This is a genomic window from Solwaraspora sp. WMMB335 (assembly GCF_049179075.1).
Lineage (GTDB): Bacteria > Actinomycetota > Actinomycetes > Mycobacteriales > Micromonosporaceae > Micromonospora_E.
Genome location: NZ_JBMHMF010000001.1, coordinates 6,453,473 through 6,477,156, shown reverse-complemented (window position 1 = coordinate 6,477,156; position 23,684 = coordinate 6,453,473). Strand labels below are relative to the sequence as shown.

Annotated in this window: 18 protein-coding genes; all 18 read right to left on the bottom strand. The window is 71.1% G+C overall.

Features of this window, described 5'->3' with window-relative positions:
• Nucleotides 1-23: 23 nt before the first annotated feature.
• The 18 genes from ACN27F_RS27905 to ACN27F_RS27820 all read right to left on the bottom strand — a co-directional run bounded on the left by ACN27F_RS27905 (nucleotide 24) and on the right by ACN27F_RS27820 (nucleotide 23,606).
• Complete coding sequence (locus tag ACN27F_RS27905) at nucleotides 24-1,205, bottom strand: polyprenyl synthetase family protein (protein ID WP_421438385.1); 1,182 nt, start codon at nucleotides 1,203-1,205, stop codon at nucleotides 24-26.
• Nucleotides 1,202-2,614, bottom strand: a complete 1,413-nt coding sequence (locus ACN27F_RS27900; RefSeq protein WP_421438383.1) for an alkaline phosphatase family protein — start codon at nucleotides 2,612-2,614, stop codon at nucleotides 1,202-1,204. Before ACN27F_RS27900 ends, ACN27F_RS27905 begins: the two co-directional genes overlap by 4 nt.
• Nucleotides 2,611-3,834 (bottom strand): metabolite traffic protein EboE, encoded by a 1,224-nt coding sequence (gene eboE / locus ACN27F_RS27895; RefSeq protein ID WP_421438382.1) that lies wholly within the window; start codon nucleotides 3,832-3,834, stop codon nucleotides 2,611-2,613. Before eboE ends, ACN27F_RS27900 begins: the two co-directional genes overlap by 4 nt.
• Nucleotides 3,834-4,685, bottom strand: a complete 852-nt coding sequence (locus ACN27F_RS27890; RefSeq protein WP_421438380.1) for a TatD family hydrolase — start codon at nucleotides 4,683-4,685, stop codon at nucleotides 3,834-3,836. Before ACN27F_RS27890 ends, eboE begins: the two co-directional genes overlap by 1 nt.
• Complete coding sequence (locus tag ACN27F_RS27885; protein ID WP_421438378.1) at nucleotides 4,686-5,354, bottom strand: EboA domain-containing protein; 669 nt, start codon at nucleotides 5,352-5,354, stop codon at nucleotides 4,686-4,688. It lies immediately after the preceding gene.
• Complete coding sequence (locus ACN27F_RS27880; RefSeq protein ID WP_421438376.1) at nucleotides 5,339-6,280, bottom strand: sugar phosphate isomerase/epimerase family protein; 942 nt, start codon at nucleotides 6,278-6,280, stop codon at nucleotides 5,339-5,341. The genes ACN27F_RS27885 and ACN27F_RS27880 overlap by 16 nt, the downstream gene beginning before the upstream one ends.
• Nucleotides 6,277-7,116 carry an SCO3242 family prenyltransferase gene (locus tag ACN27F_RS27875; protein ID WP_421438375.1) on the bottom strand — a complete coding sequence of 280 codons (840 nt, stop codon included), beginning with the start codon at nucleotides 7,114-7,116 and terminating at the stop codon, nucleotides 6,277-6,279. Before ACN27F_RS27875 ends, ACN27F_RS27880 begins: the two co-directional genes overlap by 4 nt.
• A gap of 140 nt (nucleotides 7,117-7,256) precedes the next feature.
• Nucleotides 7,257-8,432 (bottom strand): inositol-3-phosphate synthase, encoded by a 1,176-nt coding sequence (locus tag ACN27F_RS27870; protein WP_421438373.1) that lies wholly within the window; start codon nucleotides 8,430-8,432, stop codon nucleotides 7,257-7,259.
• A gap of 324 nt (nucleotides 8,433-8,756) precedes the next feature.
• A complete protein-coding gene (locus ACN27F_RS27865) occupies nucleotides 8,757-12,011 on the bottom strand; it encodes a ThuA domain-containing protein (RefSeq protein WP_421438371.1) in 3,255 nt (1,084 codons plus the stop codon).
• A gap of 266 nt (nucleotides 12,012-12,277) precedes the next feature.
• Nucleotides 12,278-13,450 carry a Gfo/Idh/MocA family protein gene (locus tag ACN27F_RS27860; RefSeq protein ID WP_421440490.1) on the bottom strand — a complete coding sequence of 391 codons (1,173 nt, stop codon included), beginning with the start codon at nucleotides 13,448-13,450 and terminating at the stop codon, nucleotides 12,278-12,280.
• Between the two features lie 53 nt (nucleotides 13,451-13,503).
• Nucleotides 13,504-14,592, bottom strand: a complete 1,089-nt coding sequence (locus ACN27F_RS27855; protein ID WP_421438370.1) for a substrate-binding domain-containing protein — start codon at nucleotides 14,590-14,592, stop codon at nucleotides 13,504-13,506.
• A 144-nt stretch (nucleotides 14,593-14,736) separates the two neighbouring features.
• On the bottom strand, nucleotides 14,737-15,789 hold the full coding sequence (locus tag ACN27F_RS27850) for an ABC transporter permease (RefSeq protein WP_421440488.1): 1,053 nt from the start codon (nucleotides 15,787-15,789) through the stop codon (nucleotides 14,737-14,739).
• Nucleotides 15,790-15,871: 82 nt separating this feature from the next.
• Nucleotides 15,872-17,491 carry a sugar ABC transporter ATP-binding protein gene (locus tag ACN27F_RS27845; RefSeq protein WP_421438369.1) on the bottom strand — a complete coding sequence of 540 codons (1,620 nt, stop codon included), beginning with the start codon at nucleotides 17,489-17,491 and terminating at the stop codon, nucleotides 15,872-15,874.
• Complete coding sequence (locus ACN27F_RS27840) at nucleotides 17,488-18,666, bottom strand: ROK family protein (RefSeq protein WP_421438367.1); 1,179 nt, start codon at nucleotides 18,664-18,666, stop codon at nucleotides 17,488-17,490. Before ACN27F_RS27840 ends, ACN27F_RS27845 begins: the two co-directional genes overlap by 4 nt.
• Before the next feature lie 406 nt (nucleotides 18,667-19,072).
• Nucleotides 19,073-20,206, bottom strand: a complete 1,134-nt coding sequence (locus ACN27F_RS27835; protein WP_421438366.1) for a sugar phosphate isomerase/epimerase family protein — start codon at nucleotides 20,204-20,206, stop codon at nucleotides 19,073-19,075.
• Between the two features lie 409 nt (nucleotides 20,207-20,615).
• Complete coding sequence (locus ACN27F_RS27830; protein ID WP_421438364.1) at nucleotides 20,616-21,428, bottom strand: ABC transporter permease; 813 nt, start codon at nucleotides 21,426-21,428, stop codon at nucleotides 20,616-20,618.
• 46 nt (nucleotides 21,429-21,474) lie between these two features.
• Nucleotides 21,475-22,311 carry an ABC transporter permease gene (locus ACN27F_RS27825; protein ID WP_421438363.1) on the bottom strand — a complete coding sequence of 279 codons (837 nt, stop codon included), beginning with the start codon at nucleotides 22,309-22,311 and terminating at the stop codon, nucleotides 21,475-21,477.
• A gap of 206 nt (nucleotides 22,312-22,517) precedes the next feature.
• Complete coding sequence (locus ACN27F_RS27820) at nucleotides 22,518-23,606, bottom strand: Acg family FMN-binding oxidoreductase (RefSeq protein ID WP_421438361.1); 1,089 nt, start codon at nucleotides 23,604-23,606, stop codon at nucleotides 22,518-22,520.
• Between the last annotated feature and the right edge of the window lie 78 nt (nucleotides 23,607-23,684).

Below are 23,684 nucleotides of genomic sequence, written 5' to 3'. Positions count from 1 at the left end.
GATGCCTCCTTGGGGTCTGCGGTTCAGCTCTGCCGCTCGGCCACCGATTCAGCCAGGGCGGTCAACTCGGTACGCGTCTCGGGGGTCAACGACGCATCGACGAGAATGGTGACCGCTTCCTGGGTACGAATCCGGATCATCTGCTCGATCGCCTCGAGCGCACCCGTGTCCACGATGATCGTACGAAGGTCGTCGGCCCCGCCCCGGTCCAGCTCCGGGTTGCCGAACAACTCCCGCAGCCGGGTCGCCTGGCCTCGGTCCGCCAGGTTGCGGGCCAGCGCCATCATCACCGTCGACTTGCCCTCTCGCAGATCGTCGAGCACGGACTTGCCGGTGACCGCCGGATCGCCGAAGACCCCGAGCACGTCGTCGCGGAGCTGAAAGGCATCCCCGAGTGGATCACCGAAGGCAGCGTACGCGGCCAGCAGTCCGGCACCAGCCCCGGCAAGGGCCGCGCCGATCTGCAATGGTCGGGTAACCGTGTATCTAGCGGCTTTCATCCGGATTACCGTCAGGGCACTGGCAACGGATCCGTCGCCGACGCCGGAGACGAGGTCCAGGTACTGTCCGGCGATCACCTCCGTACGCATGCCGGCGAAGACGGCGTAACCGCGCCGGATCCGCGCCGCGTCCAGCCCGCACTCGTGGAACATCTGGTCCGCCCAGGCCGCGCAGAGGTCGCCGCAGAGCAGCGCCGCGTTGCGGCCGTAGCGGCCGGAGTCGCCCCGCCAGGCGGACCGGGTGTGCAGGTCGGCGAAGATCCGGTGCACCGACGGCTCGCCACGGCGGCGGTCGCTACCGTCCATGATGTCGTCGTGGATGAGGGCGAACGCGTGGAAGATCTCCAGCGCCGCCGCAGCCGCGACGATCTCCCGGCGGTCGTCCCCGCCGGCACCACGCCAACCCCAGTAGCAGAACACCGGCCGCAGCCGTTTGCCGCCAGCCAGCACGAACCTTCGGAGCGTGTCGAACACCCCGCGCGGTGCGCCATCCGGCCAATGCGGATCCTGCCGGTCGAGGAAGTCGGCCAGTTCCGCGTCACAGCGGCTACGCAGCGACGCGGGGCCACCGGCACCGTCCGAACCGGCACCATCCGCGTCGGGACCGTCCGCGTCGGGACCGTCCGCGTCGGGACCATCCGAACCGGGACCATCCGAACCGGGACCATCCGAACCGGCACCGGGCCGCGCCGGGGCCAGGGTCATCGGGCCACCCCCGGCGCCGAATTGGCGTCGGTCGCCAGCCCGGCCAGGCCGAGCAGCAACTGCTTGACCTCGGTCGCGGCGAACCGGTCACGCGCCGCCGACGGATCCGAGCAGAGCAGCACCGGCGCGTCGCGCGGATCGTCGGGGAGCCGGCCGTGCGAGCCCCGTACCGCCCTGGCCCCGGCATCCAGCCCGACCACGTTCATCGTGTACCGCATCCCGAGCTTCTTACGGGCCAGGGCCAGCGCCGCGCGGGCCTTGGCCGCACCAGGATTGGTCGGGTCGAACAGCAGCTCCGCCGGGTCGTACCCCGGCTTACGGTGGATCTCGACCAGCCGGGCGAAGTCCGGCGCCGCCGCCTCGTCCAGCCAGTAGTAGTAGGTGAACCAGGCATGCGCCTCGGCGACCAGCACCAGTTCACCGGAGCGCGGATGGTCCAGCCCGGCCGCAGCCTTGCCCTCGGCGTCGAGGACCTCGGCCACCCCGGGCAGCCCGGCGCACAGTTTTGCCACCAGGGCCACATCGGCCGGATCCCGCACGTACACGTGCGCGACCTGGTGATCGGCGACCGCGAACGCCCGCGACGTCCACGGGTCCAGGTATTCCATGCCTGCCTGGGCGTAGACCCGTAGCAGCCCTTCGGCCCGCAGCAGCCGGTTGACGTGCACCGGCTGCGACACGTCGGTGATGCCGTACTCCGACAGCGCGACGACCGTGGCGTCCCGCGCGGCCGCCGCGTCCAGCAGCGGGGCGAGCACCCCGTCGAGTTCCTCCGCCGCCCGCTGTGCCTGCGGGCTGGTGCCGCCGTGGCGTTGCAGGTCGTAGTCCAGGTGCGGCAGGTACGCCAGGGTCAGGTCCGGGGAGTGCTCGGCCATGATCTGCGCGGTGGCCCGCGCGATCCACGCCGACGACGCCAGCCCGGCGCCCGGCCCCCAGTAGGTGAACAGCGGGAACGTGCCGAGCCGGCTGGTCAACGCGTCGTGCAGGGCCGGCGGGTCGGTGTAGCAGTCGGGCTCCTTACGCCCGTCGGCGTGGTAGACCGGTCGTGGGGTGACGGTCCAGTTGACGTCCGCGCCCATGGCGTACCACCAGCAGACGTTGGCCACCGTGTAGCCGGGGCGGACCTGCCGGGCCGTCTGCCAGATCTTCTCACCACCGACCAGCGCGTTGTGCTGACGCCACAGCAGCACCTCGCCGATGTCGCGGAAGTACCAGCCGTTGCCGACGACCCCGTGCCCGCTGGGCGGCTCACCGGTCAGGAAGGTGGACTGCACCGAGCAGGTGACGGCCGGCAGGACGGTGCCGAGTTCGGCCTGGAAGCCACGCCGGGCCAGGGCGGCCAGCCGGGGCATCCGGTGCAGCAGTCGCGGGGTCAACCCGACGACGTCGAGAACGAGCAGCGGTTTCATGCCGCCTCCAATCCAGTGGCGGAGGTGGCCGCCGTCAGGCCGAGCGCGACCAGTTCGGCTCGGGCGAACGCGAGTTCGGCCGCGATCCCGGCGGCGAGCTGCACCGGCCCGGCCGGGCGTTGCTCGGCCGGCAGCACCCCCCAGGTGTAGGTCTCCACGTCGAGGTGGTCGCAGCCACCGGCGGCGAACAGCACGGCCAGACTGTCACGCAGGTGTGCCACGGTGGTCTCCAGCGGCGACACCGGTGCGGCGTGCAGCGGTACGTGGTAGTGCACCCGCCACGGACCGGGTAGCCCGCTGGCCAGCGCCTCCGGCAGGTCATCGCAACCGACGGGAATCGCCGCGCAGCCGGTACCGGTGCAGCCGTCGGGACCATCGGCGCGGCCCGCGCGTGCACCGCCCGAGCGCGTCTGGTGCAGGAACCGCGGTTCGACGTACCCGGCGATGGCCTGCCGGTCGCGGACCGGATCGGTCACCGCGAGCGCCGCGGAGACCTGCACCTTCACCACTGGCAGCCCGGCAGCGCGCAACCGGGCCAGCGCCACCGTCGGTTCCTCCCAGGCGCAGGCCAGGTGGGCCAGGTCGAGGCAGACGCCCAGCCGGTCGGTGTCCACCGAGCCGAGCAGGTCGGCGGCCTGGGCGGTGGTTTCGACCACGCAGCCCGGCTCCGGTTCGAAGCCGACCCGGATGCTGCGGCCGGTGTCGCGCTCGACGTCAGCCAGCCCGGCGGCCAGCCGGTCCAGCATCCGTGCACAGGCGTCGGCCCGGGCCGCGTCCCACGGCTGCCGCCAGGCCAGTGGCAGCGTCGAGATCGAGCCCCGGGCCGCGTCGTCGGGCAGCAGGTCGGCCAGGATCCTGGCCAGTCGTACGGTGTAGTCGAGCCGGCGGGGATCCGTCCAGTCGGGGCGGTAGACGGCGTGCTTGACAACTGGTGTCTGGAAAGCCTGGTACGGGAACCCGTTGAGGGTGACCACCTCCAGGCCACGCTCGGTCAGCGCGGCGCGCAGCCGCCGGCGGGCGGGCGCATCGGCGGCGAGCGCGGCGGCGGCCGGCGCGGCCAGCCACAGGCCGAGGCCGAGCAGGTCGGCGCCGAGCCGCTGGCGTACGCCGACCGCGTAGGTGTCCAGCTGGTCGAGCACCCCGCCGAGGTCCTCGGCCGGATGCACGTTGGTGCAGTAGCTCAGGTGGACGGTGCCGTACCGCCGGTGGTGCAGGCGCATCAGCCACCACCTCGCATGATCGAGCTCCCGGCGAAGGTGGGCGCCGGGGCGGCGAGCTCGCCGAGATCGAGGCGGCCGGACTGGCCGTAGAACTCGACCGGGTTGCGCCACAGCACCTGGTCCACCTCGTCCGGGCTGAACCCGGCGGCCAGCATCGCCTCGGCCGTGGTGCGGGTGAGCAGCGGATCCGAGCGGCCCCAGTCGGCCGCCGAGTTGACCAGGATCCGTTCGGGCCCGTACGCCTTGAGAATCTCCACCATGCGCGGTGCGGACATCTTCGTCTCCGGATAGATCGAGAAGCCCATCCAGCAGCCGGAATCCTTGACCTGCGCGACGGTGACCTCGTTGAGATGGTCGACGACCACCCGGCCGGGTTCGATACCGGACTCGGCGACCACGGCGAGGGTCCGGTCGGTGCCCCGACCCTTGTCGCGGTGCGGGGTGTGCACCAGGGCCGGCAGGTCGTGCGCACGGGCCAGGGCGAGTTGGGCGGCGAAGGCGTCGTCCTCAGCCGGGGTCATCGAGTCGTAGCCGATCTCCCCCACCGCGACCACGCCGTCCTTGACCAGATAGCGCGGCAGCACGTCGAGTACGCCGGCACACCGTGGATCGTTGGCCTCCTTGGGGTTGAGCGCGACGGTGGCGTGGTGGCGGATGCCGAACTGGCTGGCCCGGTACGGTTCCCAGCCGAGCAGCGAGTCGAAGTAGTCGACGAACGAACCCACGTTGGTACGCGGCTGGCCCAGCCAGAACGCCGGCTCGACGACGGCCAGCACGCCGGCGTCGGCCATCGCCTGGTAGTCGTCGGTGGTCCGCGACGTCATGTGGATGTGCGGGTCGAAGATGCGCATTCACCCCTCCTGTCTTGTCGTGGTGGACGGCGACAGCCGGGCCAGCAGGGCCAGCGCGTCGTCGGGCAGGGTGCGTCCGGCGGCGGTGCGCTCGGTGTACAGGCCGGCGAGCATCACCCCGAGTTCGGCGTCGGCCCGTGCGTCGAGGTCGTGCACCACGGTCAGCGGCACCCCGGTGAACACGCACTTGAGCACCGCTTGACGCCACATCGGCTGGGCCAGGTGCCGGGCGTACGGGCCGAGGGCGGCGGCGAGCAGCCGGGTGTCGTTGGTCCGGATCGCGTCGTGCAGCAGCGGTACCGCCTGCTCCCCCACCGGCAGTAGCGGCAACGCCTTGAGCACCGCCCGCCGCTCGGCACCGTCGCCCTGCTGGTAGCAGTCGGTCGCCGCGGCGACGAGCTCGGCGGTGCTGCCGGTCTCGGCCACGGTGACCAGCAGCAACGTCCGGGCCGCTTCGTCAGCGTGCCAGCCCGGTACGGCGACGAGTTCTCCCCGGCCGCAGCGCCGTCCGGCGGTGGCGAACAGCACCGGCAGGCTGGCCGGATCGGCGGCGACGCGGGACCGGGCCTGGCCGAGCCACTGCGGATCGGCGGCGTCGCGCAGCGCGTCCGCCAGTCGCTCGGCCGACGGCTGGTCGACGCCGGCCGTGGCCGTCACGGGTTCATCCACTGCAGACCTCCTTGGTTCGCGGCGGCTCCACTGTCGACAACTCGGGCACCATGTTCGGCGGCGGTGAGGAACTCGATGGACCGCGCGGCGACCGTCGGGGCGGCGTGCGAGTGCCGGGGCAGTTCCACAGCGACCAGTCCCCGGTAGCCGGCGGCGGTGAGCGCCGCCAGCACCGGCGGGAAGTCGATCTCGCCGGTGCCGAACTCGAGGTGTTCGTGCACCCCCCGGCGCATGTCGTCGATCTGCACGTTGACCAGGTGCTCGGCTACTTCGGCCACGCACCGTGGCACCGGCACCGGCTCCAGACAGCGACAGTGGCCGATGTCGAGGGTGATACCGAAGCGCACCGGGTCGCCGAGCGCGGCCCGCAGCCGACGCCAACCGGCGATGTCGGCCACCAGCATGCCCGGTTCCGGTTCGAAGCCCAGGGTGACGCCGGCCGCGTCAGCGGCCGCGAGCACCTGTCCGCAGCCGGCGACCAGCCGCTCCCAGGCCACCGGCTCGTCCAGCCCGTCGGGCAGCACGCCGGACCAGAAGGACACCGCCTCCGCACCGAGATCGGCACCGATGGCGACGGCCCGGCGCAGGAGGTCGACGCGCACCTCGGCGGCGTCGTGCAACAGGGTCGGGGCGTGCTTGTGCCAGGGGTCGAGCAGGTACCGCGCCCCGGTTTCGACGACGACCGCGAGGTCGAGGTCGCGCAGCCGCTCCGCGACCCGGGTCACCCGGCCGGCCAGACCCGGGGCGAACGGGTCCAGGTGATCGTGATCGAGGGTGAGGGCGACGCCTCGGTAACCGAGATCGGCGATCACCTGCAGCGCGTCGGTCAGCCGGTGGTTGGCGAAGCCGTTGGTGCCATAGCCGAACCGCAGCCCGGGCACCGGGCTGGCGGCCCGGCCGAAGTCGACGGCCGCTCCGGCACTCATGTCGGCGACACCTTACGGGCGAGCCGCCGGCCCAGCGGTGCGGCGGCGGCCACTGCCAGCCCGGCCACGGTGGCCAGACCGGTCCCGGTGGCGGCGGCCCGGGCGGTGAGCGCACCCTGCAGAGCGGGCAGACCGACGATGCCGGCGCCGACGGCCGCGCGGACCCGTGCCGGGCCGGGATCGTCCGCCGCCCGTGCCTGGGCGGCGCCGTACCGGGCGGCGTACCAGCCGGCCAGTCCGGTCGCGACGGACGCACGCCACCAGCGACGGGCGGTCCCGCGCGCGGGTGCCCCGGCGGCCGCGACGGCGACGGCGACGGTACCGGCGATCGTCGCCACGGGCAGTCGTGGATCGGCGCCACCGACTTCGCCGCGGGACAGCTCGGTGACGGTGTACGTGTGCGCGGCGACGGTGAGCGCGGCCGGTAGGGCGCAGCGCAGCCGGCCGGTGGCGGCGGCGCCGAGGAGCACGTCCAACCCGCGGCAGGTGGCCATCACGGCGGGTCCGGTCGGGGTGTTCTTGGCCCACAGGTCGTACGCCCACACGGCGACGGTGAGCGGTGCGGCGACGGTGAGCGCGCGGCGACCGCCAGCCAGGGCGGCGGTGGCGAGGCCGACGCCGGTCAGCCCGGCGGCGACGGCCACCGCGGTACCGGGGGTGATCCGGCCGGACGGGATTGGCCGGTCCGGCCGCTCGACCGCGTCGAGGTCCCGGTCGGCCCAGTCGTTGGCGGCCATTCCGGCCCAGTAGAGGCAGACGGACGCGCCGGCCAGCCCGACGGTACGCGGCCCCAGGCCGCCAGCGGCCGCCGCTCCGGCCACCACGTCCCCCGGCACGGACAGCGCCGCCGGCGCCCGGACGAGTTCCGCGACCGTCCCCCACCTCGACGATCTTGGACTTGTCGAACGCTTTTGTCGGATTCGTCCAGCGATATGTTCAGGATCGCGGGGGGCGGGGCGGGGGGCGGGGCGGGGCATCAGACGGCCCCGCCCCGGGCGGCGGCCTGACGGTGCAGGTCGCGGGTGGACTCGACCAGCAGCTGCCACTGCTCGACCAACCCGTGCGGGCCGTCCCCGAGCGGGTCCTTGAAGAAGAACGCCAGCTCGGGCAGTGGACCGCTACGACCGGCCCGATGCGCCGCGGCGGTCAGCCGGGCCAGGTCCAGCACCAGCGGGGCGGCCAGTGCCGAGTCACAGCCGTGCCAGGTGAACTCCATCCGCATCGCGGTGCCGAGGAACCCGGAGAAGGTGATCAGGTCCCACGCGGTCTTGAAGTCGCCGATGTCGTCGACGTACTCGATGCGGGTGTTGCCCTGCGGCTGGTAACCGAGAATCTCCGCGAGCACCCGCTGCTTGCTGGCCGCCTTCGCCGCGTTCGCCGCCGGCCGCGCCAGGTTGGCGCCGTCACCGCCACCGAGCAGGTTGGCGCCGGACCAGCTGCGTACCTGCAGGTTACGCAACGCGAACATCGGGGCCAGCACCGCCTTGACCAGCGTTTCGCCGGTCTTGCCGTCATGACCGGCGTACGGCACCCGTTCCCGGCGGGCCAGCTCGTCGAGCGCGGGCAGACGGGCCCCGACCGACGGGGTGAAGTCGACGTACGGACAACCGACGCCGAGCGCCGCGTACGCCACCAGCGCGCTGGGCGGCAACACGGGTTCGGGACCGCTGGACGGCTCGGCCAGCGCCTCGGTCAGCGCGTCGAGCCGCTGGTGCGCCGGACGCGGCGGCGGTGCCGGCTCGGTGGTGGAGACGTTGACCACCACCACCGAGTCCAGCTCGTGCCGGCGGCGGAACGCCGTCAGGTCGTCGGCGACGCAGGCGGCGACCTCGGCCTGGGTAGCGCCGGTCGGTAGTGGACGGACCTGGGCCTCGATGCCGGCCAACTCGCCGTGCAGGGCGGTGACCAGGCGAGCCGGCACCACCCCCGCGCTGGCCAACTGGTCGGCCTTCTTGATCAGCGGCGTGGCCGCTATGTCGTGCCCGCCGAAGACCAGGTCACCGAGGGCGGGCAACGCCGGTCCACGCAGGGCCGGCGACTCGGTGACACAGCCCGTGGGCTCGGCGAGTCCGGCCCGCAACGCCAACGCGCCGACGATGCTGGTGACCGCGACCGAGCCACGGGCTCCGACCAGCCAGACTCCCGTTCGCATGTGCTGCCTCCCAACGCCCGCCACCGGCGGCTCGTACTGCCTGTCGGGTATGTGTCGCCGTCGGTTGGGCCCCGTCCGTCCGGGCGCGCCAGGGTGGCACCACCGTCGACGGCGCCGAAGTCGGCGTCGACGGCGCCGTCGGCGGGCCCGGTCGACCGGACGGACGGGGCGATGGCAGGCAGGGACGTTCGGCGTCCGGCCCTGCCTCCCCCGCATTGATGTCGCCGTCCCGGCCGGGAGCGGGTGGTGCGCCCGCCCCCGGCGGCATCGAACAGTCGTCCGTCGCGGTGGTGGCCGGCGCGGCCACCACCGCGACGGAGCGGGTCAGCTCTCCGGGTTGAACTGGACCCAGTTGAGGTTGAACAGGTTGCTGGTCGGGCCACCGTCCACCGACCGGAACACCAGGTAGAGCTGGTGCGTACCGGCCGGGTGGTCGACCGCCACGTCGTGGCTGGCCCAGGCGCTGGAGCCGGCGGTGGCGGTCAGCGTGGTGCTGGCCACCAGCGGTCCGTCCGGCGCGTCGACCCGCAGCTCGACGCTCGCCCGCGGGCTGCCCACGGTCGACGAGGAGCCACCGGCGTAGCGCAGGGTCACCGTGTCGATCCCGCCCAGGTTGATCGGGTCGAACGCGATGTACTCGCCGTCGTTGATTCCGGAGACGTGCTGGCCGCCGCCGGTGTCGGAGGTGTCGGAGACCGACACGCCCTGCTGGATCCGGGCGAACTCGGCCTGCTGCTGGTAGAGCTGGATGGTGGCCTGGCCGACCGTGGTCAGCGCCGGCTGGCCGCCACCGCCGGTGTCGGTGTAGCTGGCGCTGATGCCACCGAACAGGTAACTGCCGGCGTGGTCGGCACCGTCGGCCGGGGTGGGCAGGTTACCGGTGCAGCCGGTGGTGGTGGTCTGCGGGTGTCCGTGCTCGTCGTGACCGAGCACGAAGGTGACCTCCACCCGGCTGCAGTCGATGGTGCCGTCCTCGGGGTCGGTCACGGTGACCGTGTACGGCACCACGTCGCCCCAGTTGAAGAAGGAACCGGACAGCGGCGAGGTGACCTCGACCGTCGGAGCGGTGTTGCCGACCGTGATGGTCCGGCTCAGTGTCGCCTGCTTGCCGTTGGAGTCGCTCACCGTCAGCTGGGCGTAGTACGTGCCGTTGCTGGTGTAGGTGTACGACGGGTTGGCCTCGGTGGAGTCGGTCTCGCCGTCTCCGTCGAAGTCCCAGGCGATGCTGATCGTCGCGCCGACCTCCGGGCTGTAGGAGCCTTCGCTGGAGAACTGCACGACCAGCGGGGCCTGTCCGGACGTGGGCGACGCGTCGAGTTCGGCGACCGGACCACGGGTGCCCTTGACGTATCGGATCTGGTAGAGCGACGCGTCCGGGTTGGCCCGGAAGAAGCCGTCACCGTAGTCCAGCACGTACAGGGTGCCGTCCGGACCGATCTCCATGTCCATCGGGTTGTCGAAGGTGAAGCCGGGCAGGAACCGCTCGACGCCGAAGAACTTGCCGCTGCCGTTGGTGCGCATGGTGAACATCCGGTCCCGGCTGAACTCACCGAAGAACACGGCGTCGTGGTAGTACTGCGGCAGCTTGTAGTCCGACTCCAGCGACTCGTCGTAGGAGTAGATCGGACCACCCATCGGGCCGACACCACCGGTGCCGACCACCGGCCAGGTGAACTCACAGGTGCCGGCCGGGTCGACCAGGTAACTGTCCCGGCAGGTGGTGGTGGCGTTGAAGGTGTACCAGAACTGCGGCTGCTCGACCGGCGGCAGCAGGCTGCGGCCGGTGTTGCGCGGCGAGTCGTTGACCGGCGCCGCGCAGTTGAACGGCTCGCCCGAGGTCTGCGTCTCGAAGTCGTAGTCGATGTACGGCAGGGTCGGCGAGTAGCAGTACGGCCAGCCGTAGTTGCCCGACTTGTTGGTGGCGAACCAGCGGCCGGTGCCCTCCGGGCCCCGGGTCGCGCTCGGGTTGCGCGAGTCCGGCGAGTAGTCGCCGATGTAGACGAAGCCACGGTCGTCGACGTCGAAGCGGAACGGGTTGCGCAGACCCATCAGGAAGATCTCCGGGCGGGTCTGGTCTTCGGCGTCCTGTGACTCGGCGAACAGGTTGCCGGCCGGGATGGCGTAGCTGCCGTCCGGCTTCATCCGGATGCGCAGCACCTTGCCGCGCAGGTCGTTGGTGTTGCCCGCGGACCGGGCGGCGTCGTACGCCGGACCACGGGTCAGCGACCGGTTGATCGGCGTGTAGCCGTCCGAGCCGCTGGCGTTGGTGTCGTCCCCGGTGACCAGGTACAGCAGGCCCTTGCCGTCGAACTTGACCTCACCGGCCACGTGGCAGCAGGCGCCCCGGTCCGTGTTGACCTTGAGGATCTCCTGCTCGGTCGACAGGTCCAGGTGCGGGGTCGGCTCCTCGACGAACTTGACCCGGGACAGCAGGTTGTGGCCCTTGAACGGCTCCCACACGCTCGGGTCCTCGCTGCTTGCCGGGGCGTCGCCCTCGTTGACGCCCGGGGTGGCCGGGTCGTCGACCGGGGTGTCCAGCGGCGGCGCGTAGTAGAGGTAGACCCACTTGTTCTCGGCGAAGTCGGGGTCCAGGGTCACCGACTGCAGGCCGTCCTCGTCGTGCTGGTAGACGGGGATGCTGGTGATGACCGGGCTGGCACCCGACGCCGGGTCGTACAGCCGGATCTCGCCGGCCCGGGTGTTGTGCAGCACCCGGCCGTCGGGCAGCACGGCGAGGCTCATCGGCTCGCCGGGCTGGTCGTTGAGCACGACGCGCTCGTAGTTGGACTCGACGGTCGCGCCGCAGTCGCCCTCGGCGACGCCGGCGGCCCACTGGAGGCCACCGAGCAGGTGCTTGCGGAACGCCCCGATGGTGAAGGTGTCCGCCGAGGCACCGAGGCCGGTGTACCAGGAACGGCCGCCCTGGTAGTCCTGGCACCAGGAGACCGGGTGGTCGTAGCCCATGCTGCTGCCGTCGATGGAGTCGGTGTCGACGCTGGCGAGCACGTGCTGGATGCCACGGACGTTGCCGGTGAAGTTGAGGTACTCGTCGTCGATGGTGAGTTCGCGGGAGATGGTGCCGGTCGACGGGTGGTACCGGTCGGCGACGTCGATGACGCCGGCGCCGCTGGCCGTGGTCCCGGTCGAGGTGGTGCCGACCAGGTCGCGGTAGAACGCCCAGTCCGGCTCCGCGTCGACCGCCAGGTGTACGCCGAGGTAGCCGTTGCCGGCCTTGATGTAGTCCTCGAACGCCTCCTGCTGGGCGTCGTTGAGCACGTCACCGGTGTTGTTCAGGAACACCACGGCCGCGTAGTTGGCCAGGTTCTCGGGGGTGAAGACGGTGCCGTTGCGCGACACGTCGACGGTGAACCCGTTGTTCTTGCCGAGGCTGCGGATGGCGTTGGTGCCCTTGGCGGTCGACGGGTGGGCGACCCCGGCGGTGTGGGTGTAGACCAGCACCTGGTAGCCCTCGTCATGATCGTGGCCGTCGTGGGCCACCGCTGGCGCGGTGGCGATCATCGGTGCCACGAGTGCGGCACCGGCGGCGACGGCAAGCCATCGCCGGGTGGTTCTAGTCATCAGTCGTTCCTCCGGGGGTACGGGGAGGCCGAAGCCTCACCCTGGGCACTGATTCCGTTGTGGACGGACAGATACGGTTGGTGCCTCACCCCTGGCGCGGTGCCACGGCCGCCAGAGTCATGCGGTACGCCTTGCGGGCGCTTCGGCGTGACCGGGGAATCCCGATCCGGTCACGCCGAAGCGACCATCCTCGGACCCGCGGGTCACCCGGCGTGGGGCGCAACCGCGCCGGACGACCCTCGCCCACGGGGCGAGGAGCTCTTCGGTCAGGCCGTGGTCGTGGACAGCGCCGATTCCACGGTGGTCCACTCGCCGAGCCCCGCCGAGCGCTCCACCGCGTCCAGCACCTGCTGGACCTGGAGCGCGTCGGCGAACGACGGCGCGGGATCGTCCCCGGCCGCTATTGCCGCGACGAAGTCGCGGGCCTGGTGGGTGAAGGAGTGTTCGTACCCGATGCCGTGGCCGGGCGGCCACCACGCGGACAGGTACGGATGCTCCGGTTCGGTGACGATGATCCGGGTGAAACCCCGTTCGGTGGCCGGCCGGGTGGCATCGTAGAACTCCAGCTCGTTCATCCGCTCGAAGTCGAACGCCACCGAGCCGAGCGAGCCGTTGATCTCGATCCGCAGCCCGTTCTTGCGGCCGGTGGCAAAGCGGGTGGCCTCGTAGCTGGCGATCGCCCCACCGTCGAGCCGGGCCATGAACAGAGCGGCGTCGTCGACGGTGACCGGGCCGGTCGCCGGCCCGTCGCCGTCGGCCGAGGCGCTGAGCCCGCTGGAGCCGGCCGGCAGCGGACGCCGCTTGACGAACGTCTCGGTGAGCCCGCTCACCTGGGTGATGCGCTGGCCGCTGACGAACTGGGTGGCGTCGATGATGTGCGCGCCGATATCGCCCAGCGCGCCGGAACCCGCCTTGTCCTTCTGCAACCGCCAGACCAGCGGATACTGCGGGTCGACGATCCAATCCTGCAGGTAGACCGCGCGCACGTGGCGGATCACCCCGACCCGGCCGCCGGCGACGAGCTGACGCATCAGCGTCACCGCCGGCACCCGCCGGTAGTTGAAACCGCACATCGACCGGACGTCGCTGATCTGTGCGTGCGCCGCCGCGGTCGCCATCTGCCGGGCCTCGGCGACGGTGTTGGCCAGTGGCTTCTCGCACAGCACGTGCTTGCCGGCGGCGAGCGCCGCGATGGCGATCTCGGCATGGCTGTCACCCGGGGTGCAGATGTCGATCACATCGATGTCGTCCCGGGCCACCAGCTCACGCCAGTCGGTGGTGTGCGTGTCCCAGCCGAGCCGGTCGGCGGCGTCGGCCACCTTGGACTCGTCCCGGCCGCACACCGCGGCCATCCGGACCCGCAGTGGCAGGTCGTACACGCGGTTCACGGTTCGCCAGGCCTGCGAGTGGGCGGCGCCCATGAACGCGTAGCCGACCATGCCGACCCGCAGTTCGTTGTCTAGAGCGGACAAGGTAAGCCTCCCCGTGAGGGTCAGAACCCGAGCGACAGGTACTCGCTCGCGTTCTCCTTGGTGATGGTCTCCGAGGCCAAGGTGATCTCCTTGGGCACCTCCAGCTCCACCAGGTCGGACATGCCCCGGCCCTGGGCCAGCAGCCGGGCCAGGGAGATCGCCGAGGAGGCCATCGACGGGCTGTAGGTCACCGTCGCCTTGAGCACCGAGTTGTCGGCTTGGATCGCCTCGATCGCGGCCCGCGAGCCGGCGCCGCCGACCATGATGAACTCCGAACGGTTGGCCTGGCTGATCGCCGCGAGCACGCCGATGCCCTGGTCGTCGTCGTGGTTCCAGAGCGCGTCGATCTCCGGCAGCGCCTGTAGCAGGTTGGCCGCCTCGCGCTGGCCCGAGTCGGCGGTGAACTCCGCCGCCCGCCGGTTGGCGATGGTGAAGCCGTGCACCTCCAACGCGTCACGGAACCCGGCGGAGCGCTCCTGGGTGAGTTCCAGCGAGTCGATGCCGGCGATCTCGGCGATGACCGGGTTCGCGATGCCCTGCTGCTGCATCTGCGCGGCGATGTAGTTGCCGGCGGACACCCCCATGCCGTAGTTGTCGCCCTTGATCAGGGTGCGGTACGCCAGCGCCTGGGTGAACGCCCGGTCCAGGTTGATCACCGGGATGCCGGCCTCCATCGCCTGCAGACCGCTGGCGGTCAGCTCGGCACCGTCGTGCGGCAGCATCACGATGGCGTCCGGCGACTGCGAGATCAACGTGTCCAGGGCGGCCCGCTGGGCCGCCGCGTCGGCACCGGCCTCGACGCTGAGGAACTCCACGTCGGAGTACGCCTCGGCCTGGGCACGGGCGTTGTTGGTGATCGCCGCCATCCAGCCGTGGTCGGCGGCCGGGGCGGAGAACCCGATGGTCACCGTCTCGCCCGGCGCCGAGTTGGGGTCGCCCTGGTTGGCACCCTGGGTCTGGGTGTTGACCGGCGCGGCCTCGTTGCTGGTGCAGGCGGTGAGCAGGGCGCCGGCGCCGACGGCGGCGCCGCCGAGGAGCAGCCGCCGGCGGGACAGGTCGCCTGCGGCGCCGCGGGCGCCGAAGAGGGCCCGACGGGAAAATGTGGTCATGACGACCTCCTGGATCGCGAAGGTGAGGGGTTATCTGGGGTGTGCGGTGCCCGGCGGCCGTCGGATTCGGCGGCTACCAGGTTTGGTGGATAGGTGGTTGGGGTGCGGCGCGTCCCGGCCGGGAGGCGCTGGTCGGTGACCGGGTCAGGTGACCCGGCGGGTGAAGAGCTGGCTGAGCGAGTCGAACCGGAACTGCTGGATCAGCACGGCGGCCACGATGATGCCGCCCTTGATCATGTTCTGCGATTCGGTGGACAGACCGTTGATGGCGAACAGGTTGGTGATGGTGGAGAAGACCAGCACCCCGAACAGAGCGCCGATGATCGTGCCGCGACCGCCGCTGAGCAGCGTGCCTCCGATGATCGCCGCGGCGATCGCGTCGAGTTCGTAGAGGTTGGCCATGGCCGCCTGGGCGGAGTTCGCCTGAGCCGTGAGCATGATCGCCCCGATGCCGCAGCAGAGCCCGGAGAGGCCGTAGATCAACAGCGTGTGCAGCCGGACGTTGATCCCGGCGAGTCGGGCCGCCTCCGGGTTGCCGCCGATGGCGACCGTGCGCCGGCCGAACGTGGTCCGGTTGAGCAGCACCCACCCGGCCGCGACCACCGCCGCGAGGATGATCACCAGCAGCGGGATGCCCAGGATCCGCTGGGTGGCCATGCCGTTGATCACCGACGAGGTGGAGACCTGCGTCTGCTTGTTGGAGATCTCCGCGGCCAGACCCCTGGCGGCGACCATCATGGCCAGCGTGGCGATGAAGGGCACCAACCGGCCGTACGAGATGAGCACGCCGTTGACCAGGCCGACGCAGAGCCCGACCGTCACCGCGGTGAAGATCATGCCCGCCGGCCCGTAGCTCTGGGTCGCCACCGTGGTGGCCCACACCCCGGCCAACGCCATGATCGCGCCGACCGACAGATCGATGCCCCCGGCGATGATCACGAAGGTCATCCCCACGGTGACCACACCGATCGCCGACGCCTGCTGCAGGATCGTGAAGACGTTGTTGCGGACCCAGGTCGGGTCGCTGTAGAGGTCCGGCCGGGAGGCCGCACCGATGATCACGAGTACGACGAGCACCCCGACCAGCCAGAGATTGCGCCGGGCGTACTCGCTGGCGTCGGAGCGCCACCAGCTCTGCCGAGGTGGTTCGCCGTTACCGTGGGCCGGCGGCGCTGCCGGCTCCTCCTTGCCGGGTATGGTCGCCGTGGCCTCGTCCGCGGTCACAGTCCTACTCCTTCGCTCACCGGAGCGCCGTCGGCTGTCCGGTCGGGTCGCCCGGTCACGCCGCGGCCCCTTCCCTAGATGCCCCCGCCATGACGAGGTCGAGCACGGTCTCTTCGTCGATCTGCCCGGCCGGAGCTTCGTGGACGACGTGTCCTTCGCGCATCACCAGCACCCGGTCGGACAGCCCCAGCACCTCGGGGACCTCGCTGGAGACCAGCAGCACCCCGACTCCCTGGACGGCCAGGTCGTGGACGACCTGGTACAGCTCGGCACGGGCCCCGACGTCCACCCCGCGGGTCGGCTCGTCGAGCAGCAGCAGCCGGGTGTCGCCGAGCAGCCACCGGCCGACCACCACCTTCTGCTGGTTGCCACCGGACAGTTGGCGCACCGGGCGGCGGACCCCGCGTGGACGCAGTTCCAGCGACTCGGCGATCCGCTCGGCCTCGTTGAGCTCCCGCCCGGCGTCGGTGAAGCCGGCCCGGGCCAACCGGCCGAAGGTGGCGAGGGTGATGTTGCGGTAGATCGGTTCGCCGAGCAGCAACGCCTGGCTCTTGCGTTCCTCCGGCGCCATGCCCATCCCGGCCCGCACGGCGGCGCCCACGCTGCCCGGCCGGACCGCCCGGCCGGTCATCCGGACGGTACCGGACTCCGCGGTACGGGCACCGAAGATCGTCTCCAGCAGTTCGGAGCGCCCGGAACCGACCAGACCGGCGATGCCGACGATCTCACCGCGCCGTACGGTCAGCGACACGTCGGTGAACTCGCCCTGCCGGGTCAGCCCGGCCACCTCCAGCAGCTGTTCGCCGTGGGTGTTGGGCTCCCGCTCGGGGAAGACGTACTCGATGGACCGGCCGGTCATCCGGCTGACCAGCTCCCGGGTCGCGGTGGTGCGGGCTGGCAGGTTCTGCGCGGTGGTCCGGCCGTCCTTGAGGACGGTGACCCGGTCGCCGATCTCGCGGATCTCCTCCAGCCGGTGCGAGATGTAGATGACCGCGATGCCCTGCGCGGTGAGTTCCCGGATGATCCGGAACAGGTTGTCGACCTCGTCGTGGGCGAGCACCGCGCTCGGCTCGTCCATGATGATCAGCTTGGCGTCGTGGGACAGCGCCCGGGCCATGCTGACCACCTGCTTGCCGGCGGCCGGCAACGATTTGACCAGCCGGCGCGGTGGGATCTCGGCGTGGCCCAGCCGACCGAGCAGGTCACGGGTGCGCCGGGTCATCGCGCCGCGGCGGACGAAGCCGACCCGGCGCGGTTCGTGGCCGAGGAAGGCGTTCTCCGCGACCGACAGGTCGTCGACCAGATCGAGCTCCTGGTAGATGGTGGCGATGCCGGCGCGCATCGCGGCCTGGGGGTTGACGAAGCGCACCGGGTGGCCCTGCCACTCGACCCGCCCGGAGTCGGGGCGGTGCACCCCGGCCAGGACCTTGATCAGGGTGGACTTGCCGGCTCCGTTCTGCCCGAGCAGGCAATGCACCTCACCGGCGCGGACCTCCAGCTGTACGCCGTCGAGCGCCCGTACCCCGGGGAAGGTCTTGACCACGTCGGTCAGTCGCAGGACGACCTCGCCGGCCGGTTGCCGGGCAGCCCTGTCGGGTTGCTCCGGGTCGCCTGCCCTGGCCGACCTACCCGCCTGGATCGGGTCGACCGCCCCGGTCCGGGTCGCGGCGCTCATGACGCCTGCTCGAACGCGACGTCGCTGGCCAGCACGGCGGCGCCGGTGACCCCGGCGCGGGAACCGAGCTCCGACAGCACCACCGGCAGGTTGCCGGTGGCCAGTGGCAGCGACCGGCGGTAGACGACACTGCGGATCTCGGCGAGCAGGATGTGGCCCAGGTGGGCCAGCCCGCCGCCGATCACGATCATCGACGGGTTGGCGAAGCTGACCAGGCCGGCGAGGACACCGCCGAGTCGCCGGCCGCCGTCGCGGATCAGCCGGATACAGGTCACGTCGCCTTCCATCGCGCACTCGGCGACGTCGCGGGCGGTCAGGTCGGTGCCCCGGGCGAGACGTTCGGCCAGCGCCGGCGAGGTACCGGCCCGGGCGGCGGCGGTGGCCTCCTTGGCCAGTGCCGCGCCGCTGAACAACGCCTCCAGACAGCCGACGTTGCCGCAGGTGCAGATCGGGCCCTGCGGATCCACCTGGATGTGGCCGATGTCGCCGGCGCACCCGTCGATGCCCCGGTAGACACCACCGGCGAGGTAGATCCCGCAGCCGACGCCGGTGCCGAGCTTGACGAAGAGGAAGTCGTCGACCGAGTGGGCGACCCCGCCGTGCCGTTCCCCGATCGCCATGATGTTGACGTCGTTGTCCACCACCGCCGGGCAGCCGTGCTCGCGGGTGAGCAGCTCCCGCACCGGGAAGCGGTCCCAGCCGGGCATGATCGGCGGCGACACGGGTACGCCGTCGCGGTAGCTGACCGGACCCGGGACGCCGATGCCGATCGCGTCGAGGCGTTCGTGGACCCCTTCGACCCGGGCCTTGGCCAGCAGCTCGTTGATCCGGTGCAGGATCACCTTGGGGCCCTGCCGGATGTCGGCCACTTCGGTGTACGCGGCGACCGGTTCCAGGCGGCCGTTGGTGATCTCCACGTCGACAGAACTCGCCCCGAGGTCGACGGCGGCGAACCGCAGGTTGGGGTTGAGCTCCACCAGGGTCGAGCGGCGGCCGCCGCGGGAGGCGGCCATCCCGGCCTCGGTGACGAAGCCGGTGGCGACCAGTCGTTCCAGCTCGGACAGCAGGCGGGGGCGGGGAATCTCCAGCTGGTCGGCCAGTTCGGCGCGGGAGACCGGGCCGTTGTCACGCAGCAGCCGCAGCAGCTGGAGGTGCAGGGCGTCCGCCGTACGCATGGAGTCCACCTCCGACAGTGGGGTTAACGCCGATGCGACCTCGGCGTGTCATGCCCGAAACACTAAGAGTCTTCTGAGCCTCGTGTCCAGAGCTTTGGTCGACCGATACAAAACTTTTTCTAGTCGTGACAGAAGTTTCGCCGACACTGGCCGAAACAATGGTTGGCCTGCCGAGACGCTCCGGATCGGCCGGGCACGGCACGGTCAGGGCGATCCTCGGGTACGGGCACCAGCCGGGAGTGGGCAGCAGGCCGCCGCGCGCAGAAGCACCTGGCGCGGCGGAGCCGGCTCACGGGCCGGGTGACCCGGCCGCCGGGTGGCGACGGCCGGGTCACCCGTGGCTGCTCGTGGTGGACCGGATCATCGGCGGACCGTCACCGCAGCGCCAGGTCCCGATGCCGGTGGACTACTCGTCGCTCTGGCTGTCGTCGCTCTGGCTGTAGACGGTCAGCTCCGACATGTGCTGGTAGCTGCGCTCGGCGAAGGCCAGCGACTGGCCCGGGTTCGCCGAGCCGCCGGGGGCGGTGTCCTGCTCCCAGTTGGCGTGATGGAAGTCGTAGTGCCCGATGGTCTGGAAGAACTGCTGGAAGTTGATGTCGCCGTCGCCCATCGGCGTCATCTCGTAGCCGTTGTTCAGCTCGGGGTTCTTGTCGCCGTCCTTGGCGTGGAACAGCGGGAACCGGCGGGGGCGACGGGCGACGGTCAGGATCGGGTCGAACAGCCGGGTGCGCTCGCGGCCGGCCGAGTTGACGAACGTGTGGTGCTTGTACCGGGCGACGTAGCCCCAGTAGATGTCCATCTCGAAGTAGACGTGGTTCGCCTCGGTCTTGGCCATGAAGTACTCGAGCTTGCGCATGCCCGACGAACGGGTCGGCCGGCCCTGATCGTCCAGCGGGCCGGAGTCGAGCAGGAAGTTGTACGCCGAGTCGTGGTTGTGCGTGTAGAGCCGCATGCCGCGTTCCCTGGCCTGGCGGCCGAGCTCGTTCCACAGGTCCGCGGCCGCGTCCCAGTCCGCCTGGTACGAGCTGTTGGTCGGGTCGCTGCCGGTGCCGATGTTCTTCATGCCCAGCTCTTCGGCGATGTCCAGTTGCTGCTGGAAGGTGTCCGCCCGGATCTGGGTGTGCGTGCCGTTGGCGACCAGGCCGTTGTCATCGAGGATCTTGCGGATCTCGGCCGGGGTGATCTGCCGGCCGAGGATCGAGGTGTGCTGGTTGTAACCGGCGAACTCAATTTCCTTGTAGCCCATCTCGGCGAGGCGGGACAGGACCCGCTCGAAGCCGTACGGCACACCGCTGTCGTCCGGGGCGGCGCTGATCCGGTCCCGCACGGAGAAGAGGATGATGCCCCGGTTCTGCTCGGGGATCAGCGGGTCGACCGACCAGCCACCGGCGGCACGGACCGGGCGGCCGGTCTGCAGCACCGGCAGGCCGGCCGCGCCGAGCACGGCGGCGGCACCGGCCGACGCGGCGAGGATCTTGCGGCGGGTGAGCGCGGGGTTGGGCGGAGTGAGCTGCCCGTTCCGGCGTAGCACCTCGTCCATTCTTGTCCACCTTTCTGAGACGGCTCAGCGAGCCGCCTGATGACGAGTAAGGAGGGTCGGGGTGTACGGGGCCGCACGCCGCCGAAACGCATGGCCCCGGGGCGGGGGGTTGGGGGTTCGCGGTGGTGGTCGGCACCGCCGGCAAGCGATGCCGACCACCACCGCAGCTGCCTCGGCCACGCCCCTGGCGAGGCAGCTCTGGGCCGGGGTAGGCCCCGGGATCGCGACCCGGCGTTTACAACGCTGTGTCGCTGGTGTTACGTCTGAGGCAGACAGTAACCCCAGAGAGCTGCGGAAAGAAAGACCCTGGAGAACCAAACTTTCCGGTGAGTCGCCGGTGTCTTTGTCCTCTGTCAGTCATAAGTACGGTCAGTGACCGCAGTTTGATCGACCAACGTCGCAGAAGCCGCTAGCGGCAGAGCAACCGGCCAACCCGGCGGCCGGCGATGGCCAACCCGAGTGCGGTCACCCCGAGCAGGTAGCCGACGTCGAGCACCTGGACCCAGCCGACGGTGTCGACGGCGATCGTCCGGATCAGGTCCACCGACCGGTACAGCGGTGTCACCTCGACCAGCCAGCGCAGCACCGGCGGATAGTCCTGTGCCGGCACGAAGGTACCGGAGAACAGGAAGACCGCGAACTGCGCCGAGCCCATCAGGTCGAAGTCCTGCCAGCTGCGCATGTACGTGGACAGCGCCATGCCGAGCCCGCCGAACGCGAAGCCGACCAGCACTGCGGCCGGAAACGCCAGCACCGCCCGCAGCGGCGTCGTCAGGCCCATCACGACCATCACCACCAGGAAGGCGGCGGAGTAGACGCTGCCCCTGGCCATCGCCCAGCCCAACTCGCCGAGGGCCAACTCGGTGGGCCGAACCGGCGTGGCGAGGATGCCGTCGTACAGCTTGACGAACTTCATCTTCGCGAAGAAGTTGAACGTCGTCTCGGACAGTGCCCCGGTCATCGCCGAGGCGGCGAGCATGGCCGGGGCGACGAAGGCGGCGTACTCGACGACGACCCCGCTGCCGGGCAGTGTGATGTCGCCGATCAGCCGACCGACCCCGACACCGATGGAGAACAAGTACAGCAGCGGCTCCAGCAGGCCGGAAGCCAGCACTACCCAGTACGCCGACTTCAGCGCCGCCGCATTGCGCTCCAACACCGAGGCGGCCCGGCGAGCGGAACGGCCCAGGTCGAGCATCCGGGGCAGGACGAGAGTCACCATGAGGTCTCCAGGAGCCGGCGTGGTCGGGCGGAGCAGGTCGCAGCGGTCAGTAGATGAGCCGCTTGCGGAACCGGGCGGTGGCCAGCCACCAGCCGGCCGCCACCCACAGCGCGAGGTAGGCCAGGTGGCCCGGCACCGACCAGGCCGGCGCGGCACCGAGCGCCGCCGCCCGGCACAGGTCCACCCCGTGCCAGAGCGGTGACAGGTAGGCCAGCCAACGAACCGTCGCCGGCAGCGACTCGACCGGGAAGAAGACGCCGGCGAACAGCGTCATCGGGATGACCGCGAAGCGGAACAGGACGGCCAGATAGCTGTCGCTGGTGATGGTCGCGGCGAACGCCGCGACCGGTAGCGAGACGGCCGCGGCGAGCAGCAACGCCACCGGCAGGGTCAGAGCCGCAGCGAACGAACGCAGCGACCCGAATGCCGCTGCCACGGCGAGGAACGCCAGGCTGCTGGTCAGGGCCCGCAGCAGGACGAAGGCGAGCAGCCCACCCACGATGTCGCCGATGCGCAACGGCGCGGCGATCTGCGAGAAGTAGATCCGGTGCCAGCTGAACCCACCGAGCACCGGCCAGGACGACTCCGATATCGCCACCTGCAGCGCGGTCGACGCGATCAGTCCAGGAACGATCCAGTCGAGGTAGCGGTGGCCGTTCACCCCGGCGTCGACATAGGCGCCGACCCCCACCCCGAAGCTGACCACAGTCAGCAGCGGCAGCAGGAACGAGGAGAACACCGAGGCGCGCCAGGTCCGCCGGTAGCCGGTGAGATGGACCTCCAGCACGCTCAGCGCCGGCCGGATCCCGCGCGGCCCGGTGGACCGGGCTCCTGCTGTGGCCGGTGCCGCGACCGGTGTCGGATCAGCGTCGGTGCCAGACATCTATGGGTTGCTCCCCCCGTATGCGGACCAAGCGTTTCTACCGCGTGGGTACGACACCCGGTGGGACGGCCTCCGGTGAACAGGGGCGACCCGGACGGCGGCCCGCCCCGACCACGACCCGGCCGTACTCTACGGCGACGGCGTGCTGGCGCTCACCGGATTTTCGCCGGCCGGCGGTCGACGGCTGGAATCACCGGTCCGACCACTCACTCACCGATGAGCACCTCGGTCAGCGGACGACGGGGAGTGGCCGGGGCCGGCTGGCCGTAGCCCACCCGGATGATCATCTGTGCGGTGGTCCCCCGCTGCCGGTGGGCCAGTAGATCCCGGATGACGGGTATCTCCAGCGGCTGGCTGATCGGCGTCGTGGCCAACTGCTCGGCGGTCGCCACCAGCAGCACCCGCTGCAGAGCCTGCCCGGCGGCGAGCCAGTGCCGTTCCGTGTCGCCCGCGGTGGACAGCACGAGGATGGTGGGGTACGGCTCGAAGCGCTCGGTGGACCGGCTCAGTCGCGGCGCCGCCAGCCCGAAGTCACGGATCGGCAGGGTCTCCAGCGCGTCCCAGGGACCGATCGCCGACCGGGGGATCCCTTCCCGCCGACCATGTCCCGGCACCGTCCACCGAGCGAGTTCCGCGCGGTAGGCGCCGTCGGCCCGCTGCCGCTGCTCGGCGCTGCGGGCGAGATTGAAGATCGCGCTGCGGGCGACGGCACCGGCGACGGTGAGCTCCGCGCCTTCCTGTCGGGCCGCGGCGATCAGGCCCTCGACCACGTCGGGCGGAACGACCGCCGGCGCGAACGGCCAGCGGTTGGTGTGCCGCTGGGTGATGGCGGCGGTGAGCGTGGCGATCCGTGGTGTCGGCGCGGCGGCCCGCACCGGATCGACCCGCGCGACCAGGTCCGGATCGGACAGGTCCGGAAACAGGCGCACTCCCGGCAGCCAACCCTGGTCCCGCATGGCCAACCGCAGGTTGAACAGCGCCGCTCCCAGGCTGATCAGCAGTTCCCGGCCGGCCGGGTCGATCACTTCCAGTTGGCGGCGCCGGTCGGCGAGCACGTCGATACCCGGCGGCTGCGGCTCGTCAACGGCTTGCACCGTGGCTGGCCCGGTGGTGTCCGAGGAGCCGGTCCGGGTCGGATCGCCGGTACGGATCCGAAACCGCCACGGCTGGCTGTTGTGCAACGACGGCGCGGCGATCGCCGCCCGGACACAGGCCAGCGCGTCGTACGGGGCGATCGACCGGTCGGCTACGGCGGTGGGGTCGGGCGCCGGTGTCGCTGCGCGTTTCTCGGTCACATGTCCAGCCTGACCGGCGGGTCCCGATCGGCCCAGAGGCATACCGCCCGTGCTGGCGGGTCCAACGGCCAAGCGGCC

Coding starts and splice junctions, on each gene's coding strand:
- ACN27F_RS27855 (WP_421438370.1), bottom strand. CDS start 14,592: ATGACCACATTTTCCCGTCGGGCCCTCTTCGGCGCCCGCGGCGCCGCA.
- ACN27F_RS27870 (WP_421438373.1), bottom strand. CDS start 8,432: ATGCGAACGGGAGTCTGGCTGGTCGGAGCCCGTGGCTCGGTCGCGGTC.
- ACN27F_RS27840 (WP_421438367.1), bottom strand. CDS start 18,666: ATGCGTACGGCGGACGCCCTGCACCTCCAGCTGCTGCGGCTGCTGCGT.
- ACN27F_RS27880 (WP_421438376.1), bottom strand. CDS start 6,280: ATGAGTGCCGGAGCGGCCGTCGACTTCGGCCGGGCCGCCAGCCCGGTG.
- ACN27F_RS27825 (WP_421438363.1), bottom strand. CDS start 22,311: ATGTCTGGCACCGACGCTGATCCGACACCGGTCGCGGCACCGGCCACA.
- ACN27F_RS27830 (WP_421438364.1), bottom strand. CDS start 21,428: ATGGTGACTCTCGTCCTGCCCCGGATGCTCGACCTGGGCCGTTCCGCT.
- ACN27F_RS27900 (WP_421438383.1), bottom strand. CDS start 2,614: ATGAAACCGCTGCTCGTTCTCGACGTCGTCGGGTTGACCCCGCGACTG.
- ACN27F_RS27905 (WP_421438385.1), bottom strand. CDS start 1,205: ATGACCCTGGCCCCGGCGCGGCCCGGTGCCGGTTCGGATGGTCCCGGT.
- eboE (WP_421438382.1), bottom strand. CDS start 3,834: ATGCGCCTGCACCACCGGCGGTACGGCACCGTCCACCTGAGCTACTGC.
- ACN27F_RS27835 (WP_421438366.1), bottom strand. CDS start 20,206: ATGGACGAGGTGCTACGCCGGAACGGGCAGCTCACTCCGCCCAACCCC.
- ACN27F_RS27865 (WP_421438371.1), bottom strand. CDS start 12,011: ATGACTAGAACCACCCGGCGATGGCTTGCCGTCGCCGCCGGTGCCGCA.
- ACN27F_RS27845 (WP_421438369.1), bottom strand. CDS start 17,491: ATGAGCGCCGCGACCCGGACCGGGGCGGTCGACCCGATCCAGGCGGGT.
- ACN27F_RS27860 (WP_421440490.1), bottom strand. CDS start 13,450: ATGGTCGGCTACGCGTTCATGGGCGCCGCCCACTCGCAGGCCTGGCGA.
- ACN27F_RS27890 (WP_421438380.1), bottom strand. CDS start 4,685: ATGCGCATCTTCGACCCGCACATCCACATGACGTCGCGGACCACCGAC.